Below are 15,664 nucleotides of genomic sequence, written 5' to 3'. Positions count from 1 at the left end.
CCGACATGATGGTGACGCCGGCCTATCTGGCTGCCGGCGCCGATCCGCAACAGGGTGTCGCCCGAACTTCTGGCGCTTGAGACAAGCGTCTCGAATTGAAGTTCGCGGCCTTTGCCCACAAGATCAAGGCCCGCCGGCGGGCCTTAGTCCGCAGGCGGCAGCTTGCTGCACCGCTCCCCAGCGACGGCTTTTGCGTTGGCGCTAAGCCGCGGTTGCTTGCTCGTGCGGCGCTCGCTCGGCGAGACGCTCTTCAAGGGCGTCGATGGTCATCTTGAGATTATCGCGCCGCTCGATCAGGGTCCTTGCCAGCATTGGATACTTGACATCAGACCGGTCGGAAACGCTGGCGCGCTCTTCTTGGGCCGCGATCTCGCATTCGATCAGTTGAACGGTGCGGACAAGATCAGCCAGTATCTTACTAATCACTGCAGTTTCGCGCGCTGTCTCAAATCGAGGCTGCATACTCATTGGGAGCTCCGAATGACTTAGTTCGGCACACCTGGACATTCGTTGCCGAACAGTTGAAGCACCCATCGCAAGTTGTTGGCCAATAATGACCCCGTAAGAACACGGTCATTGGTCAATCGGGCTCCGGCGGGCTCTGCGGATTTCGCCGGCATCTGAATGAGAAACGGCCCCAGCCGCCGGAAAGAAGCTGGGGCCGCCACTTTCTCCCGGTTCGTCTCCACGATCCCCCGGGGAGCGATGGAATCGACTCTCAGCAAGGCTGTAGGTTCCTGAGAAGGGGCCGACGCAGGGCTGAGAGGGCTCCACGGATGTTCTCGCGTTCTGTTCACTATTGGGCAGACATTGCCACGTTTTCCCGCTTCTATGGGTACGCCAGATGGGTACCCATTACCCTATCTGGCTGAAAGTAAGTAACTTGGATGGCCCCGGCGCATACAGCCCCCGCGCTGGGGCCATCTTTATTCTGGGCCAGGGCATGTCTGGGTCAGCCAGTCCCCATGTGCGCGTGTTCGAAGAGCGGCCTGCCAGTAGCGGACCTTTCGCCTATTCGAACCAAATGCGGGCTCCGCACTTCTTGCATTCGAATAGGTGAAAGGCATTCCCTGTGTCGGAATCAATGATCACTCTGACCAGAGCGAGCTTGCCACCGCAGAGAAGACAGGTCTCGTCGGATAGGTCGCTGATAGTGGCAATCTTCTCAGCCCGAAACAGGTCCATGGCTCCGACCCCAATCAACTGAGGTAGGGTCGATGCGGGAAGAAACGGCAATTAGTTCTGCGAGCGGCGAATCTCTGACAAATTGACTAAGACGAAACAATTGCGCCGCCCGCCGATGGCGCCCGGCGAGCCTCTATTCCACAAGGCGAAGGGTCCGGCGCCTTTTCATTCGATCGATAGCGTGGACAACCTCATCTCTATCGAGAACGGTTATCAGCCGGTGCACCGTTCCCGTGGCATCGCGCGGGCCGGGTGCGATGTATTCCCCAAGGATGCGCCTAGCATCGTCGATAGCCCGCAATACGGTGTCTTGATCCGGTTCGGTCATTGGTACGCGCCTTACTTGAGCGCGGATTCAATTGGGTTACCCTTCGATTGTTCCTATTGGCATAGCGACTGGCCTACAGCGATCCGAGCGCCTGCCAGACGATTGCCAGCATCAAGATCAAGAGCATGGCGTAAGCGGTCCTGCGGCCAATCCGGTTCATTCCAGAACCTCGTATTAAGGCGACGCCTTCGGGGTCGTTTTTCTCAAACCATTTTTCCGCGGCGTCCGTGGTGGCGAAGACCTTGATGTGCTCGGGGTCGCCAACCTGCTTGCTGGTATTCACGTAACAAACACTGTCATGAGAAGGAATCCTTCACGCGGTCAAGCGCTGGATGGGTCCGGTTCTTCACCTTGATCCAGTCCGGCGACCGGCCGGCGCGGTAGCGGCTGTCCTTGCGCTTTGAGACGAGACCGTCGAGGCCCGTCAGGCAGGCATGGCGAAACAGGTCCGGGCCGATCTCGCCCTGTTCGAAGTCGCTCAGGAAGATGCCATCGACACGTCGGGCCAGGAGCTTGGTGAGGCTGGCCTTCCGCATGCTGAGGGGCAGCTTTCGGATGTCCTCGCCGACGGCGACCAGCATGGCGTAGAACTAGACCTCCTCGTCATGCTGGCGGCTGTGGAGGCCGTCGAAGTCGGAGCGGCCATCTATGCCCAGCAGAACGGCTTCCCCGTCGATCACAAACGAGCTCTGACGATTCCGCAGCGCTGCCTCGGTGATCAGCGGATAGCGGTGGCTCCAGTGTAGCCGTTGCGGGTGAACAGCCGCACGCGCTTGCCGTCCCGCTGTACGATCAGCCGGCACTAAATGCGATCCACCGTGAAATAAGACAGGGCATTTTCAAGAACAGATTGCGAATAGACTGATTTTCCCGTTTCGCGTTAGCCAAAGTTGGAAGCCTACCGTGAGCGCTCGGGGTCGCACGGTTTTGCCGCTTTCTCCCGGTAAGATGATTCGGCGCTCGGAAGAGTGCCTCTTGAGTAGGGACGGCTCTGGCGCACCCCAGCCCCCAGCCCCGCGCCAGGGTCGTTTCTTCACGCGCCCATGCGCGCGCGGTTCGAATAGCGGCCTGATATCGGCGCCCTGATGACCGCAAACACGACAAGTAAAGCGTGGTTCAAGATCGGAGAGCCGGACCTGATCGGACCAGCGCTCAGCACTCACCACGACCGAATGGGCGCACCTGTAATCGCCGCAGTAGACGAGCAGCCGGCGAGGGCCAGATTCTCGCATCTCTCCGAAGGTGATTTTCTGGGCCCGCCTAGTCAGCGTTCAGTCCGCAGGTATTCGCTGCGCTCAGAGATCAGCCGCAAGTCAGGATCGGCACTTAAGAATTGAGAGGCTTCTAGGCGTGGCGAGCTCTTTTGAGGGTTAGCAAAGACAACCCAGGCAATGAAGCCAATCGCAAGAGCTGCCGCGAAAGTCCAAGGATCACGCACCATGGCGCCCTCCTTTCGGGACGTCTAATGCTTAAGAGTGGCCAGCGTTCCTCCGATGCTTCTCTGATGGCGAAGAGGGGCGCCTAATCACTCAGATCGTAGTGCTGGCACAACTCGGTAACGATCGCGTCTGCCATCAGTTGTAAATGGTGAGCCTCTCCCGGTTGGTGCGCTTGAACGATGGCGTGCCATCCTGCGTCAGGACCGCGCTGAACAATCACATCAAAATCGCCGGCACCCATTCTCACCTTTACGGTTTGCTCCAGGTCCGCCGCCGTTTTCGACTGCTTGTCCATCCTGATCCCACTAGCCATCACCTAGGGTGGTGCCGATAAGCTTCAGTAGTCCGTGTTTTTCTGAACTGCTGGCACCGCTCACCAGGAAGCTACCGATCGGCATGTAGGATGTTTGTCCGCCGGGATTCGGCTGATGCTTCACGGCAGGCAAATTGGAAGCTGGGTCGCGTGCAAGAGACCAGGAATCGCCGTTGCTGCTTTCGTACAGAACTCGTTCGGACATGACGGCCCTGAAATCCCAGTCATCCACTGAAGTGCAATGCCTGTGCCACAGGGATATGACGCGGCCCGCCGGCGGGCTTTTCTTGCGAAGCGGCCCCGGCTTGTCTCCGCTTCACCGGGGCCGCCAACTCTCAGCTGGGGCTTGGGGGCTGGAACAGCTGAGAGCCACAGCTAGACTCCTATCGGGAACATTAGTTCCACGGTGCCCGGCCACGAGTGCTGATTGGGACAGCACCCGGGATGATTACTGTGAATTGATGCTGCTCTTTCGGGCGTTGCCCGCAGGTTACTAAGAACGGCCCCAGCGCCTCGGGGAGGGAAACACTGGGGCCGCTGAATGCGCTCCCCGGGCAATCGACAGAGGCGCGCACAGTCACCAAAAAACGGCCCCAATGCTTCGGGGGATGTGCACACTGGGGCCGTAAAGTCCCACTCCTAATCATTGCCTAATTTTCCCGACCCGGCTTTGTTCCGGGTGGCTCAATTTCCAGTGGGCATATTTGGCCAGTACCCGGATGCGATTAGGATCAAAGATCGTTCCCGGTCGTTACCCCTCCATCAACGGGAGGAACCAGAATGGGCCAATCGACCCCCATCAAACGCAGGAATCGGTTTTCGGAGGAAGAGCGCGCGAATCGTCCCGCTCTTGAAGAGCGGGTCTTGCAAGTCGCGAAAGATCTAGAGGAACGAGCGAACAAGCTGCCACCAGGTCGAGAACGTGATGACCTCATGCGCCGGGCGCGTCTGATGGATACAGCAAATCACATCAACGAGTGGCTTTCATCCCCCGGGCTGAGGCCCCCTATCTAGAGCTAAGGCCGCCTCCAGTTGGCGGCCTCTTTCATTCGAGCACTTCTCAAGTACGGCGCCGCCTGGTCTTTGTCAGCGGCCGTACAGACGATGATCCAATGGCGGGCTATTCTGTACGTCCCCCGGCGCGTCCCCAAGCCGGGGGGTTCTCCAAGGTCCGGCGGCCCCGGAGCGTTGCCGGGGCCGCTACAGCGACCCGAGCAGCTGCCAGACAATCGCGAAAATCAGGATCGCTATCATCGCGTAAGCAGTCCTGCGGCCAATCCGGTTCATTCCAGAACCTCATACTCAAAGGCCACGCCTTCCAGGTCGTTCTCCTTGAACCAAGGCTGCGCTGCTTCGACTGTGGCGAACACCTTGACGTGCTCGGGGTCGTTAAACGTCCTTGCTGGTGTTGACGTAGACAAAAACAGTCATTGGTCTCTCTTCAGCTTGCGCTTGCCCCAATGATGACTTTTGCGCTCGGGATCAAAGACCCGTTCGACGTGACGGTTCAATGCCCGCATGACGCCGATTCGGGCCAACATTGTCGGGCCGCCGCCTTCAGCAACGAGGATTAGCGCCTCCATGGCTGCCTGCCATTCCGGCGCGGAGTGTTCGGCTTCCGGCAGCTTCGTGATGTAGCTGGCGGCATCCCTCAAGGTGAGGAGCCGGCGGCCATTCGGAAGCGATATTGGATCCTCAAACGAGGTGGACCAGGGCAAGGGAAATAGCTTTTCAAAATAGGGGGCGGGGCCGCCACGAGGGCACGGAGCGGCCCCTAATCGCGCAGTACGCAGCGGGGGCTATGGCCATCTCTGCGCGACCTGCGGCCACGCTAGACCTGTTCGGATCGGCCGCAACTAAACTCGCGTGTTAAGCTTGATAGCCGTCGCGCAGGTTAATTCCGGAACTAGCGTCAGCGCAGTCCCATTACCCGTTTGCTGCTACCGTGGAAGTCCGGACGGACATCGGCGCCGCGCTTGCCGCACGCCTTGCAGACGAACTGCGGCTCGATATCGGAAAGTCGAACGTGATCCGGCCAGCGATCAGCCTTGAGCGCTGTCGAGTGGCTACAGCGATAGTCGCCGCAGAAGATGACGACACCGAAGACGCCGGATTCCCGCATCTCGCCAAAAGTGATCTTCTGAGGCCGCATGCCGCTATCAAAGCGTCACCGCGGTCGGTCGGCAAATTATCAATCCGTTGTGCCTAGCTGGCTTCGAGGGACCCGTACGTCGTGGGTCCGGGTGCGGATAGCCGGGCAGAGAAACACAAAATCCACCGCGCGACGGGTATCGGGGTGGTGGTCAGATCGGTGCTGTTCTGCGGGGGCAGGGGGTATCTGTCGGACCGTATCCCTTGCGGGGAGCCTCGCATTCCAGCTCGGGAGCGTGTCCTTGCGGGGTCCTTTGGGTCCAAGCACGCGAGGAGACTGCCACCGCGACCGAGCGTCCCAGGCCCACGGTCTTTGCGTTTCACATTTCAAGGAACTGTCTGGGCTGTCGCCGATTGAATGATCATCCAACGCGCGCACAAGGGAGTGCGTGTCATGCGCCTTCAAACATTCAGGGACGACAGACGCTCCAGACATTTCGACTTGATCGGTGGAAAAGGACACCCCTGGTCAATTGACCTAGTCACGGTAACGGCTGCGGGCATTCTGGTGGTAGGCTTCGCATGTGCCCTCGTGGCCCTATGGGCCCGCTAGCGGCACAACGGAAAGCTCCGCCGACATCTCACGTCAGGCCCATCAGCGGGAGTTTGACCGGCCGCATGGCACCGGATCAACACGTCCAGGCCATCACGGTCGCGATCGATCAGTACGCAGAAAAGGCGCTCGGAAACCGCGACTACTTCCTCAACAAGCCCTACAGCGTCGGCTAGTGCATCGCGCGCCGGGCCGCCTACCTGGTGCCCGGGCCCAAGGCGGTCGGGATTACGCGTTATCTCGCTCTCCGCGCCCTGGCTGGCGATCCTGGACGGCATCGATGTGCCGGCGCAGGGAAGGCCGGGCTACTCGGGTGAAGTCCAAGCGGGGATGGACCAGGCCGCGCCCCTCAAGAGGCCCTGACTCTGCAAGACTCCGGCGGACCGGTCGGACCGGGCTGGGAATCCGAAGCTATTTGGTCAGGTGCGCCAGCATGGCCTCACAGGCCTTCTCGGCTTCGGCAAACGTCTTAAAGGGTGATCCGCCTACCTTGATTGCAGGCCTGTTGAAATCGATGGGGCGCCAGGAAGCTACAAAGCCCGGCCGCCCATGAAGTCCAGGACCACTGGTGCTCTCGTTGCTGATAACAAATGAGAAGCCACGCTCGCTCGCGCTCCATATCTCCAGCTCCTCTTTTCGCGGGAGCAACGCGGCTGAAGTGTAAGGCCATTGCCGCGATCCAGCGCGTCTCTAAACGGCCCCAGCGCTTACAGAGCTGAGCGCTGGGACCGCCAACCTAGGCAGGTTTTCCTCCGGCCTGGGGCTTTGGAGGCATAGTGCCGGAGGCATGGATTCGACTCTGGGGAAAAACCATCGTTCCTTCATCCCGGGGAAAATATGCAATTTGCGGCGCAGTCTGTAGCGCGAGACGTCCGTTCCCGACCCCTAAAGCTAGTGGCATTGCAAGGCCGCTTCGGGGCCGCTGTAATCGCCAGGAAGGCCGTCCGCGAGGCCGATAGTAAATGTCACAACGAGACCTGAACATCGCAGCCATCGCGGCCATCGTCGGCTGGTTGGATTCTGCCTGTATAAGGGTTGGTTCTAAGTCATGTTCGGACGGCAAGGGCTATGGAGGCAGCCTGCTGCCCGACGCCGTTCGCTGGCCACGCGACACATGGAAGCTGGAAGCCTCGCTGAAATGCCGGTCATGTCCAGAAGGGCCGCTACGCTCCGCCGGTGCGCATGATCAAGCTGACCGCGGCCCGCGAGATCACGCCCTACAAGTGGGTGCATCCGGACGAGGAGCGGTGATCGCCTGGCTCTGAAGTGCGGCGTGGGCTAAATGGAGCTAGAACATCCGCTTCGCTGGAACGCACTTGGCCGACATCCAAGCAAGCATTTTCGCGCTGTGACCCGCCATTATCTTTTTCCGCTCTTCCGGTTTCATAACGTTCATTGATAGGCTGCCGGAAATACGGTCGATAGTGCCAAATATTGACGTTGTGCCTGTTTCAAGCCCGAAGTTCACATCGGTATCGGTGACTTTGGTGATTTGATAGGGCTGGTAAATTGGCGGCTTAAACGTTCCTGCATCGAAGTCTATCATTGCGCTGTCGCCATTGATGGTCATTGGCGCGTTATCGGGAAAGTTAAGGTTGCCATTGCAAACCAAGACGACTTGGGCTGCTTGCGCTGAACAAACTGAAAGCATCAAAATTGCCACTGTGAGCTTCATCTTCGCCTACGATTTGCACTTAAAGCGATAAGCGCGCGAACCACTCTCATCGGCCCAAGACCAAACCATCGAACCACTAATTCGGTCGAGAACAATAGAGGTCGGAACGCCTAGTCTGATTGCTGCCATACCCATTTTCGAACCAAGAAAGTAGAGCAGAATCTTGTCGTCGGTCATGCCTATGGCTTGGCGATTTCGATAGCCGAAATTGACCTCGTTATTCGTCCCCATAGTCTGAGCGACTCGAAGCTCAACTGCTGGAAGATCGGTATCGATCAAGATCTGATTTACGTCCTTTTCGCGTTCCGGGCCTCGCCTTTCGCTTCCGTCAAATGTGCAAGCGAGGGTCAGTTTCTCGCCCAACGCAACCGCGGGATAGCAAACTGCCAATAGAAAACCTAGCAAGCTAACCTCTGGTCTCATTTGCCCTTCGCCTTCAGCCCCAGTTCGACAAGCGGCGGATGGCTGCCGCGAGAGCCGTTATGCACCCGCGGGACCTTGGGCGACGTTGATAACATGCCGCTCGCTACCGACCGTGATGACGATCGTGTAGGTCTTTTGGCCGCCAGCTTGGTCCGTTGGTGGTGCTAAATGCAATTGCCCGCCGTACCACTCGCCGGGCATCAGAGTGTTGTCTTTGATGACAGCTTGCTCCAGCGCGGCCATGTTGCGCTGACCCGCCTCGATCGTCGTAGCTACCATCGCCTCGTTCTGCACAGCTGCGTTGTTCTGCGCAATCACGGCGGCCGTCGGGCTGTAAAACGTTCCGGTCCGGCCGCTGGGCGTCGTGTAGCTTCCGCGGCCTGCGTTTGCGGCGCTATATGAGTTTCCGGCAACAGCGAGACCCGTTAAAATGGCGGCCGCCACTTGTCGATTTTTCTCTTCCTGAACCAGCATCTCATAACTGACCACCTGCATGCTGTAGTCGGTGCCAGCGACGTGCTGGATCGCCTCGACTTGCCCGACCCGGAAATCTACGGGTTGGCGTCCCAGGTTGTTAATACCCACCACGAACACCGGCCGGCCATTGGCCTGAAGCTGGCGCGCGGCCGGCTTGACCAGCACGAGTAAAGTCTTCTGCCGTGAGACGAGGGCAGGTTGCCCGTCGCGCATTAGCGCCTGTTGCTGAGGATTTGAGGCTTTGAAAGAAACGGTTTCGCCGTTCGACACACAGCCGCCCAGCGTAGCGCAAAGCGCCGCAATTGGTAAAATACGCATAGTGAAAACTCCCCAGTCCCAGCGTGCATTCCAGCGCAACTAGTAGGAGAGGGCAAGGCCTGTCTCGCGCGACTCACAGGCATTCGCCTCAACTGTGGTAAGGCAGTGACAGCGGCCGTCACCGCTCCGCCGCGACTCAGGTTCTGCATCTGCCGGCGCAATCACGCGCTCACTGGGGTGCAGGAAGATGGCGGCAACACAGACGGCGATCTCAGACGAGAAGGCGGCGCGCATGATGGCGGCGCTGAGGGAGGGACAAACGCTCCGGAGGTTTGGTGTTAAGGCGCCGCGTCTCGAGGCCTTTTTCAAGGCTCATCCAGACTATGAGAAAGAGGCCAGGCCGTTAATCGAGGCGAATGCTAAGGCCGCCCATCTACGGAAGGCTACGGCCGCGCGGGTAACGACACATTGTCGAGCCGGGCTCCATTTGATGTCGGGCAACAACGTAAAAATCCAAGGGCCTGCCGGTGGTTATCGCAGATACTGTGCGGCTTGCCGCCGAGCCACTGACTTACGCGCAAGACCGATTAGGGCCGAGGAGATTGTTGCAGTCAAGGCGGCGTTGCTGAAGGGTGTATCCATAGGTCAGATAACGCACGGCCGACCCGTGGGGGGGCGGCGCCGTAAACCGATCGCTGATAATTGTCAGCAGAAAATCTTGAAGCGATATCGTCAAGAAGATGCAGAGTTTAACCGCTTCGTGATGGACGCAATCTCGGATAGTCTGAGGGTGGGACAAAGGCTTCGCCATCAGCGCGAACGTAATGCCGCGAAACGGGAACAGATCAACGACTATCACAAGATCCGCGACATGATACCGGAGCGCAATCCGCATCGCGACGATATCGTGGCCCGCATCTTCGAGGATCTTCTCGGTGGTTTGCTAATGCGCGAGGACGTGCCCGCCCGCATCACGCGCTATATCGCCGAGTTCAACAGACTCTACCCGACAAAGTTCGCAAAGTTCGGCGAGGGCCGGCTCCTATCGCTGGACGAGGCGCTGTACGAGGACGGCGGCGGCGCTAGGATCGACACCGTCACACGGGGCCTGTGGGACTAGGCGCCGAGGCGTCCCCGGAAGGGGATGGATTTTAGTTGGGGCCGAAAGCGCTGATGAGCCCGATCACTATGGGGATGAGACCAGCGCAAATCCATAATGCGGGTGCACTGGAGCTTAGGCCGGCAATAAGGATCCAAAGACCGAAGCCGACGATGAAGGCCGAGATCGCATAGGCGGCCACTTTTTCCATGTTCGATCCAAAAGCGGGATCGACGCCTTTACGACTCTCTGCGAGCTCAAACGTTCCGGCGTGCGGCGATCCGCCCCCAGGAGGGGCGGTTTCGTTAGCAAAACAGCGTATGCTGTCTGTGGGTGTAGCAATCGGGACCCCAAATAACCCGGCAGTTGATTGGCATCGAGGGCCTCCGAAAGCGCAGTAAGCTTGGCAGCCGTCTGAAGGTCCATCTGGCTCTCATCGTCTTTAATTCGCCTTCAGCGCCCAGCTCGACCAGCCGGCGGACCACATTCCTTCATTTGCGCGGCCGATCCTTACGAGTCTCTCGGAACGGGCTCGGACCCTGAATCAGCTTGCGCTTCCGGACCTCTCGCTCCCCAGGCGGCGCCTTTGGGTCCATGTGCTTGTCGATCGTCTTTGCCGCCAAATCAGCGGCTCGGGCGGCGCTCTGTTTGCTTGTTGAGAGCGCGCGGGGTTTCTTGATCCCGGCAGACTCAGACAGCCCAATTTCCACCAAGCGGCGGATTGCTTCCGACAGCGACGGGTTGTCCGGCTGGTCTTCAGCCCACCTCACAACGGAAGCGCGCATTACCGGCGACGCGCGAAAGCCCATCAGCGGATCCTTCCCGGTGGCGGGCCTGCCGCGTCTTTTAGGTTCAACCTTTATTGACTTTGCCATAATTTAGGTTTTACCTTAAAGGCGAGCCGAGGGGAAGTTGCCGCTTCCGCCTCGGCCCTAACCCGAACCATGAAGGGCTATTCCACATGACCCGAGCTGATCTGCGTCTTAAGCAACAGCAACGACGAGCCGACTGCCACTGATGACGTCCACGCCTCTCGGCGCCGCTTCCTATCTCAAGCCGTCGCGGTGACCGCTAGAGGCGCTACCATTGCGACGGCGCTCTCGGTGTCCGCAACCGCAGCGGCCGTTGGGCAAGCCCCTGACCCGATCCTGGAAGCCATTGAAAGGCACAAGGCGGCGCAGGCCAGTTGGCTCGCGTGTGTCGACCGTCAGGGCGAACTCGAGCTACAGCTCCCAGACGGAAAATGCCGGTCTCGGATCACCGTTCGGGGCGAAGAGATTGTCGAGACAGACGATCCGCGATGGATTGAAGGCGAGCGGGAGATAATCCGAACCACGGGCGCTGCGGACGACGCTGCGATCGAACTCTTGAGCGTCACGCCCACCACAATGGCCGGCCTGTGCGCCCTGATCGAGCATGCCGTAACCAGCGATGTCGACGGACACATGTGGCCGGAGGGCCTAGTGAGCAGCGATGGCAAAACGCGCTCCTGGCAACACTTGCTGCTGGAGAACGTCTCAGAAGCGCTACAGACACTCAGGCAGGAGAGGAGCGTATGATGCTGCAATCCGCTCGGGAAGCGCCGCAAAGCAGGGGAAGGGCGGCGACCGCTTGGGCTGGGTGAGATGGGCCAGCCGGAGGAAGTCCGGATCAGCAAAACGCGCCTGAGGACGGAATTGCGACTAGGAAGACGGGCCCGGCCTCACCGCCGGGCCTTTTTCATCAGTTGGGCTGGCTTTGACGGAGTAGCACGAGAGGGGACCGCAGGTTCACGCTGGCGGGCCCTTTGGTCAGATCGGCGCCGTGTCCTGCGGGGGCCGGGGGCATCTGTCGGCCGTATCCCTTGCGGGGAGCCTCGCATTCCAACTCGGGAGCGTGTCCTTTCGGGGCCCTTTTGGGTCCAGGCACGCGAGGACACTGCCATCGCGACCGAGCGTCCATGCAGTCCGTTGCGCATTTCAAGGAACTGTCTGGGCTGTCGCCGATTGAATGATCGTCCAGCGCGCACAAGGGGTGCGTATCATGCGCCTTCAGACATTCAGGGACGACAGACGCTCCAGACATTTCGACTTGATCGGTGGAAAAGGACACCCCTGGTCAATTGACCTAGTCACGGTAACGGCTGCGGGCATCCTGGTGGTAGGCTTCGCGTGTGCCCTCGTGGCCCTATGGGTCCGATAGCGGCACAACGGAAAGCTCCGCCGACATCTCAAGTGAGGGCACTGGCCTTGACGTCAGGCCCATCAGCGGGAGTCTGACCGGCCGCATGGCACCGGATCAGCACGTCCAGGCCGATCACAGTCGCGATCGATCAGTACGCCGAGAAGGCGCTGGGCAATCGCGACTATTTCCTGAACAAGCCGTACGGTGTCGGCTAGCGCCGCGTCGGCGATCATGGCGTGTCTTTCGGAAACAGACGGGCGAGTAACCAGCGCGCCAGCAGGTAGACCGCGGCGAGCGTCAGCACGATCCAAAGACCTATTTCCACGGCATCGCCCCCTGCAGTGCATTGGGGCTTCGGGGCTGCGGTTTGCTACCCGGTTTGCTACCCAACTGGTTGGGACGACGTGGGGCAAGCTGGTACGAAAGGAGACTGCGGTAGGGAAATTCCCCAACAATTACAGACTCAATAAGCCGTCTCGATACTAGACGAGACGGCCATTCCAGAATTTCAAGACCGGTGCCTTAAACCACTCGGCCACCCTTCCAGACCAATAATTTCAGTCGCTTAGCGCACGTCGTTGCTGAACGCAATGAGAACAGAAGCGACTTTGGGGCCAACTTGGGGACAAAGCCCCTAGAAATTGGCCCCGACCGTTCTCCTCATGTCCCCAAGAACCCCGCCGCGATGGAGCTGATCGTCTCGGCCAGCTTCTTGTCGGCTTCCTTCGACCGCTTCCGCTTGGCGCAGTTGCGGAGCAGGACGGCCGGATCGTCGCCGATGCGCTGCGCGACAGTATGGACGGCATTGCCGGCGTCGAGCAGGGCGGTGGCGTGGATACCGCGCGAGTCGTGGAAGCGGGTTTTGCCGAAGTCGAGCTTCCCGGCGCGCCGAGCGAACTCCTTGCTGAAGTTGCGGGGATTGCGCGGCTTTACAAAATCGAACTCCTCGCCCGCCTCGGGAACCGCCGGGAACATCAGCGCACCGGCTGGCAGGCGGATCAGGCCGAGATCAACCTCGACCCCATCAGGGATACCCGCCTGAATGCGCAGGTGACGCTCTCGTTCAGGCAGCAGCTTAGAGATGATGGCATCGTCGATGTCGATGGTGCGCCGGCCGCGCTTGGTCTTGGGACGCTTGCGCCGAATGCCGTGCTTCTTGGTTTGCTCCAGCGCCCATTCAATCCGAAGTTTTTTATTCTCTACGTCCAGATCGGCCCAGCGGAGTGCCAACAGCTCGTTGCGGCGCGCACCGGTCGCGGCAGCGAGGACAACGATGGGGTAGAGGTTCGACGGCTTGAACCCGGCTACCAGTTTCGCCAGTTCGGCTTCGCTAAGACCTTCGCCGATGTCGTCGTCGGCCACTTCCTCGTCATTGTCGCCGTCAACGATGTCATGCCCTGCCGGGTTTGGAATCTTCTCGCAGCACCAGAGTATGAGAGACGAGAGCGAGTGACGAGCGCCCCGCGGGGCCAGTGTCCAGAGCTAGCGTCCAGAGTGCCAGCGAGACAGAGCGTTAACCTCCGACCGTCCGGTCTGGAACGGTTTGGTATCGTCACAACACATCACAAAACAAAGCCCTTTGGGGCTGGGGCCGCCGAGACTATCGGCGGCCATCCCGTCTTCCCCTGTGAATAACAGGGACAATCGAGCCTCCTCGTACAGGCACGCTCAGCGTGTGTCATCCTCCCGCCCATCGCGAATCGTTGGGGAGCGGCTATGGATCAGCTCAACGCGCTGGCTTGGAAGGACATCATCACGGTCGGACTGGCGTCGATTGGCGCAGTGCTCGGCGTCATGAATACCTGGAATGCTCTTAGCCAGCGGCGCGTGCGGTTGGTTGTGAGGCCGGCGTTTGCGTTCCCGAATAACGGAGGACCTCCGATGCTGAGCATCTCCGTAACCAACTTTAGCAATTTTCCGCTCACGATAACCGAGGTGGGTTTTGCAGGTCCGAAGGGGGCGAAGCGAGGCCCCCGCGCAATGATAGTGCAGCCGCAGGTTATCGACGGGAAGCCGTGGCCGCGACGTCTAGCATCACGGGAGGCGATATCCCTCTACTTTGGAGTTGAAGACGTGGCGCGTGAAGCCAAGGTGCTCGCGAAAGCCTACGCTGGCACTGAGTGTGGTGAGTATGCCTATGGTACCAGCCCTGCATTAGATCAGTTGCGAGACTTGGCCAGCCAAGAGGACTCCGGTGCCGTACGTTGAAATGCCAGAGCCGCCCGGATTGTATGGCGGCCAGTTGCTGGACCGAGCAACTCAGTATCTCGATGCATTTGAGGCGTTGAGCCAACGCGATGATCTCACGTTCCCGACCTATTTTCTATGTGCGCACGCGCTTGAACTCTTTCTGAAAGCCTATCTAGTCGCTTCGGGGATCGCGACGAAAAAGCAGATTCGCAACACAAAAGAATTTGGTCACAAGCTCGTCGATATGCTGGACAAATGCGACGCTGCATCGTTGCCCAGCGTGCCAGACCTGAGACCCTTCACCGTGAACATTTTCGAAATGAACAATGATTTCGATTTTCGATATCCAAGCAATTACAGTCTCATCGTGCCCGGCCGCGAGGAATGCTTGCGAGTGCTTCGCTCTTTGCGCGAGGCGATCGCGCCTGTCATCAATCAGAAGCGTTTGATTGCGGACTTGCAGTTTGCTGCTGATACGCGCCACCTTCGAGGGGAAGCGATCCGCTGGAACGACTGACGCGTGTCAGCGCTGACACGACGGAGAGCGGCGGCCCCATCGATTTTGGGCGACAGAAAACGGGGATTACCTGTCAGTGGCCGTTTCGGTCAATCTTGCGTTGTTGTAACGTATCTTTCTCGCGGACAGGTTGGAACGATGGATCATGGATATTGCGACCAAGGTCGGGTGGGCGAACGAGGTTAGAGTTTGGGGGCTGTTAGCCACTGCCATCATTGGCGCAATTAGTTGGGCCGCAGCTTTAACGCATAGCCGCTGGCAATCTGAGCTTTCGGCTGAAAATGCAAAAATCGCGCAAGCTAAGGAGCGCGCGTCAAACGAGAAAATAGCAAGGCTGGTAGCCCGAAGCGACGATGCAAGGGCAAAACTAGCTATCGCGGAGGAAGGCATCGCCAAGGCAAATGAAAGTGCAGCACAGGCGAACGCTAGGGCGGCCGAGGCACAACTCGCGTTGGAAAAATTGAAGGCCCCTCGATTGCTGTCCGATGAACAGATGTCGAGGCTTGTTGAAAAACTCAAGAAGTTTGGTGGTACGAAGTTCGATGCAGCAGCGATCCCCGGTGATCCAGAAGCAATTATCTTTTTATCACATATAACAGCGACGCTTGAGAGGGCTGGCTGGGTCTGGGTTGATTGGGCCGCCCCCGAAGGTCAATTGTCTTTGACGTATTCCTTCCATGGCAAGCCGGCGATAGGGCAACTCGGATTCTTCGGGGTCGCGTTACAGATCAAACCAGCCCATAACGTGGTGCTCTCAGGCCCGGCCGATGCACTGGGGCTAGCACTTGTCGCAGAGGGCGTTGAAGCCACGCTTGACGTGGTCGACAACGTTAGTGTGCCCAACGCAGAAACAGTCCACGTGATTGTTGGTAAAAAACGTCAGTAAGCCGCAG

At 59.1% G+C, this 15,664-nt stretch carries 19 protein-coding genes; 6 read left to right on the top strand and 13 right to left on the bottom strand.

Annotation, left to right across the window (positions count from 1 at the left end):
- Positions 1-201: 201 nt before the first annotated feature.
- The 11 genes from V1290_RS01070 to V1290_RS01020 form a co-directional block, all read right to left on the bottom strand.
- Positions 202-468 (bottom strand): hypothetical protein, encoded by a 267-nt coding sequence (locus V1290_RS01070; protein WP_334362577.1) that lies wholly within the window; start codon positions 466-468, stop codon positions 202-204.
- A gap of 1,118 nt (positions 469-1,586) precedes the next feature.
- Positions 1,587-1,796, bottom strand: a complete 210-nt coding sequence (locus V1290_RS01065) for a hypothetical protein (protein WP_334362576.1) — start codon at positions 1,794-1,796, stop codon at positions 1,587-1,589.
- Positions 1,797-1,809: 13 nt separating this feature from the next.
- A complete protein-coding gene (locus tag V1290_RS01060) occupies positions 1,810-2,094 on the bottom strand; it encodes a hypothetical protein (protein WP_334362575.1) in 285 nt (94 codons plus the stop codon).
- Between the two features lie 683 nt (positions 2,095-2,777).
- Positions 2,778-2,954: a hypothetical protein gene (locus V1290_RS01055; RefSeq protein ID WP_334362574.1), complete on the bottom strand. Its 177-nt coding sequence runs from the start codon at positions 2,952-2,954 to the stop codon at positions 2,778-2,780.
- An 80-nt stretch (positions 2,955-3,034) separates the two neighbouring features.
- Positions 3,035-3,247 carry a hypothetical protein gene (locus V1290_RS01050; protein ID WP_334362573.1) on the bottom strand — a complete coding sequence of 71 codons (213 nt, stop codon included), beginning with the start codon at positions 3,245-3,247 and terminating at the stop codon, positions 3,035-3,037.
- Positions 3,248-3,257: 10 nt separating this feature from the next.
- The gene (locus V1290_RS01045) at positions 3,258-3,470 is read right to left on the bottom strand and encodes a hypothetical protein (protein WP_334362572.1); all 213 of its coding nucleotides are present in this window, start codon (positions 3,468-3,470) and stop codon (positions 3,258-3,260) included.
- A gap of 1,222 nt (positions 3,471-4,692) precedes the next feature.
- Positions 4,693-4,920 (bottom strand): hypothetical protein, encoded by a 228-nt coding sequence (locus V1290_RS01040; protein WP_334362571.1) that lies wholly within the window; start codon positions 4,918-4,920, stop codon positions 4,693-4,695.
- Between the two features lie 257 nt (positions 4,921-5,177).
- A complete protein-coding gene (locus V1290_RS01035; protein WP_334362570.1) occupies positions 5,178-5,417 on the bottom strand; it encodes a hypothetical protein in 240 nt (79 codons plus the stop codon).
- 1,840 nt (positions 5,418-7,257) lie between these two features.
- Positions 7,258-7,644: a hypothetical protein gene (locus V1290_RS01030; RefSeq protein WP_334362569.1), complete on the bottom strand. Its 387-nt coding sequence runs from the start codon at positions 7,642-7,644 to the stop codon at positions 7,258-7,260.
- Between the two features lie 6 nt (positions 7,645-7,650).
- Entirely contained in the window at positions 7,651-8,067 is a 417-nt protein-coding gene (locus V1290_RS01025) for a hypothetical protein (protein WP_334362568.1), read from the bottom strand.
- A gap of 57 nt (positions 8,068-8,124) precedes the next feature.
- Complete coding sequence (locus V1290_RS01020; RefSeq protein WP_334362567.1) at positions 8,125-8,862, bottom strand: hypothetical protein; 738 nt, start codon at positions 8,860-8,862, stop codon at positions 8,125-8,127.
- A gap of 187 nt (positions 8,863-9,049) precedes the next feature.
- Between V1290_RS01020 and V1290_RS01015 the strand changes: the two genes are divergently transcribed.
- Complete coding sequence (locus tag V1290_RS01015; RefSeq protein WP_334362565.1) at positions 9,050-9,922, top strand: hypothetical protein; 873 nt, start codon at positions 9,050-9,052, stop codon at positions 9,920-9,922.
- A gap of 31 nt (positions 9,923-9,953) precedes the next feature.
- On the opposite strand, the gene V1290_RS01010 is transcribed toward V1290_RS01015, so the two are convergent.
- Positions 9,954-10,112, bottom strand: a complete 159-nt coding sequence (locus V1290_RS01010) for a hypothetical protein (RefSeq protein WP_334362564.1) — start codon at positions 10,110-10,112, stop codon at positions 9,954-9,956.
- Positions 10,113-10,501: 389 nt separating this feature from the next.
- Here V1290_RS01010 and V1290_RS01005 point away from each other — a divergent pair, with 389 nt between their 5' ends.
- Both V1290_RS01005 and V1290_RS01000 read left to right on the top strand, forming a co-directional pair.
- The gene (locus V1290_RS01005) at positions 10,502-10,783 is read left to right on the top strand and encodes a hypothetical protein (RefSeq protein WP_334362563.1); all 282 of its coding nucleotides are present in this window, start codon (positions 10,502-10,504) and stop codon (positions 10,781-10,783) included.
- A 221-nt stretch (positions 10,784-11,004) separates the two neighbouring features.
- On the top strand, positions 11,005-11,460 hold the full coding sequence (locus tag V1290_RS01000; protein ID WP_334362562.1) for a hypothetical protein: 456 nt from the start codon (positions 11,005-11,007) through the stop codon (positions 11,458-11,460).
- Positions 11,461-12,724: 1,264 nt separating this feature from the next.
- Here the strand turns inward: V1290_RS01000 and V1290_RS00995 are convergent.
- Positions 12,725-13,426 carry a site-specific integrase gene (locus V1290_RS00995; RefSeq protein ID WP_334362561.1) on the bottom strand — a complete coding sequence of 234 codons (702 nt, stop codon included), beginning with the start codon at positions 13,424-13,426 and terminating at the stop codon, positions 12,725-12,727.
- A 354-nt stretch (positions 13,427-13,780) separates the two neighbouring features.
- Here V1290_RS00995 and V1290_RS00990 point away from each other — a divergent pair, with 354 nt between their 5' ends.
- From V1290_RS00990 to V1290_RS00980, 3 genes are all read left to right on the top strand, one after another.
- Positions 13,781-14,272, top strand: a complete 492-nt coding sequence (locus tag V1290_RS00990) for a hypothetical protein (RefSeq protein ID WP_334362560.1) — start codon at positions 13,781-13,783, stop codon at positions 14,270-14,272.
- On the top strand, positions 14,259-14,771 hold the full coding sequence (locus tag V1290_RS00985) for a hypothetical protein (RefSeq protein ID WP_334362559.1): 513 nt from the start codon (positions 14,259-14,261) through the stop codon (positions 14,769-14,771). Before V1290_RS00990 ends, V1290_RS00985 begins: the two co-directional genes overlap by 14 nt.
- A gap of 145 nt (positions 14,772-14,916) precedes the next feature.
- The gene (locus V1290_RS00980; RefSeq protein WP_334362558.1) at positions 14,917-15,657 is read left to right on the top strand and encodes a hypothetical protein; all 741 of its coding nucleotides are present in this window, start codon (positions 14,917-14,919) and stop codon (positions 15,655-15,657) included.
- Positions 15,658-15,664 lie beyond the last annotated feature (7 nt).

The sequence above is a fragment of the Bradyrhizobium sp. AZCC 1578 genome, from assembly GCF_036924675.1.
Lineage (GTDB): Bacteria > Pseudomonadota > Alphaproteobacteria > Rhizobiales > Xanthobacteraceae > Bradyrhizobium.
The sequence above is the reverse complement of the archived record's forward strand: the minus strand, read 5'-3'. Positions and strand labels throughout refer to the sequence as shown.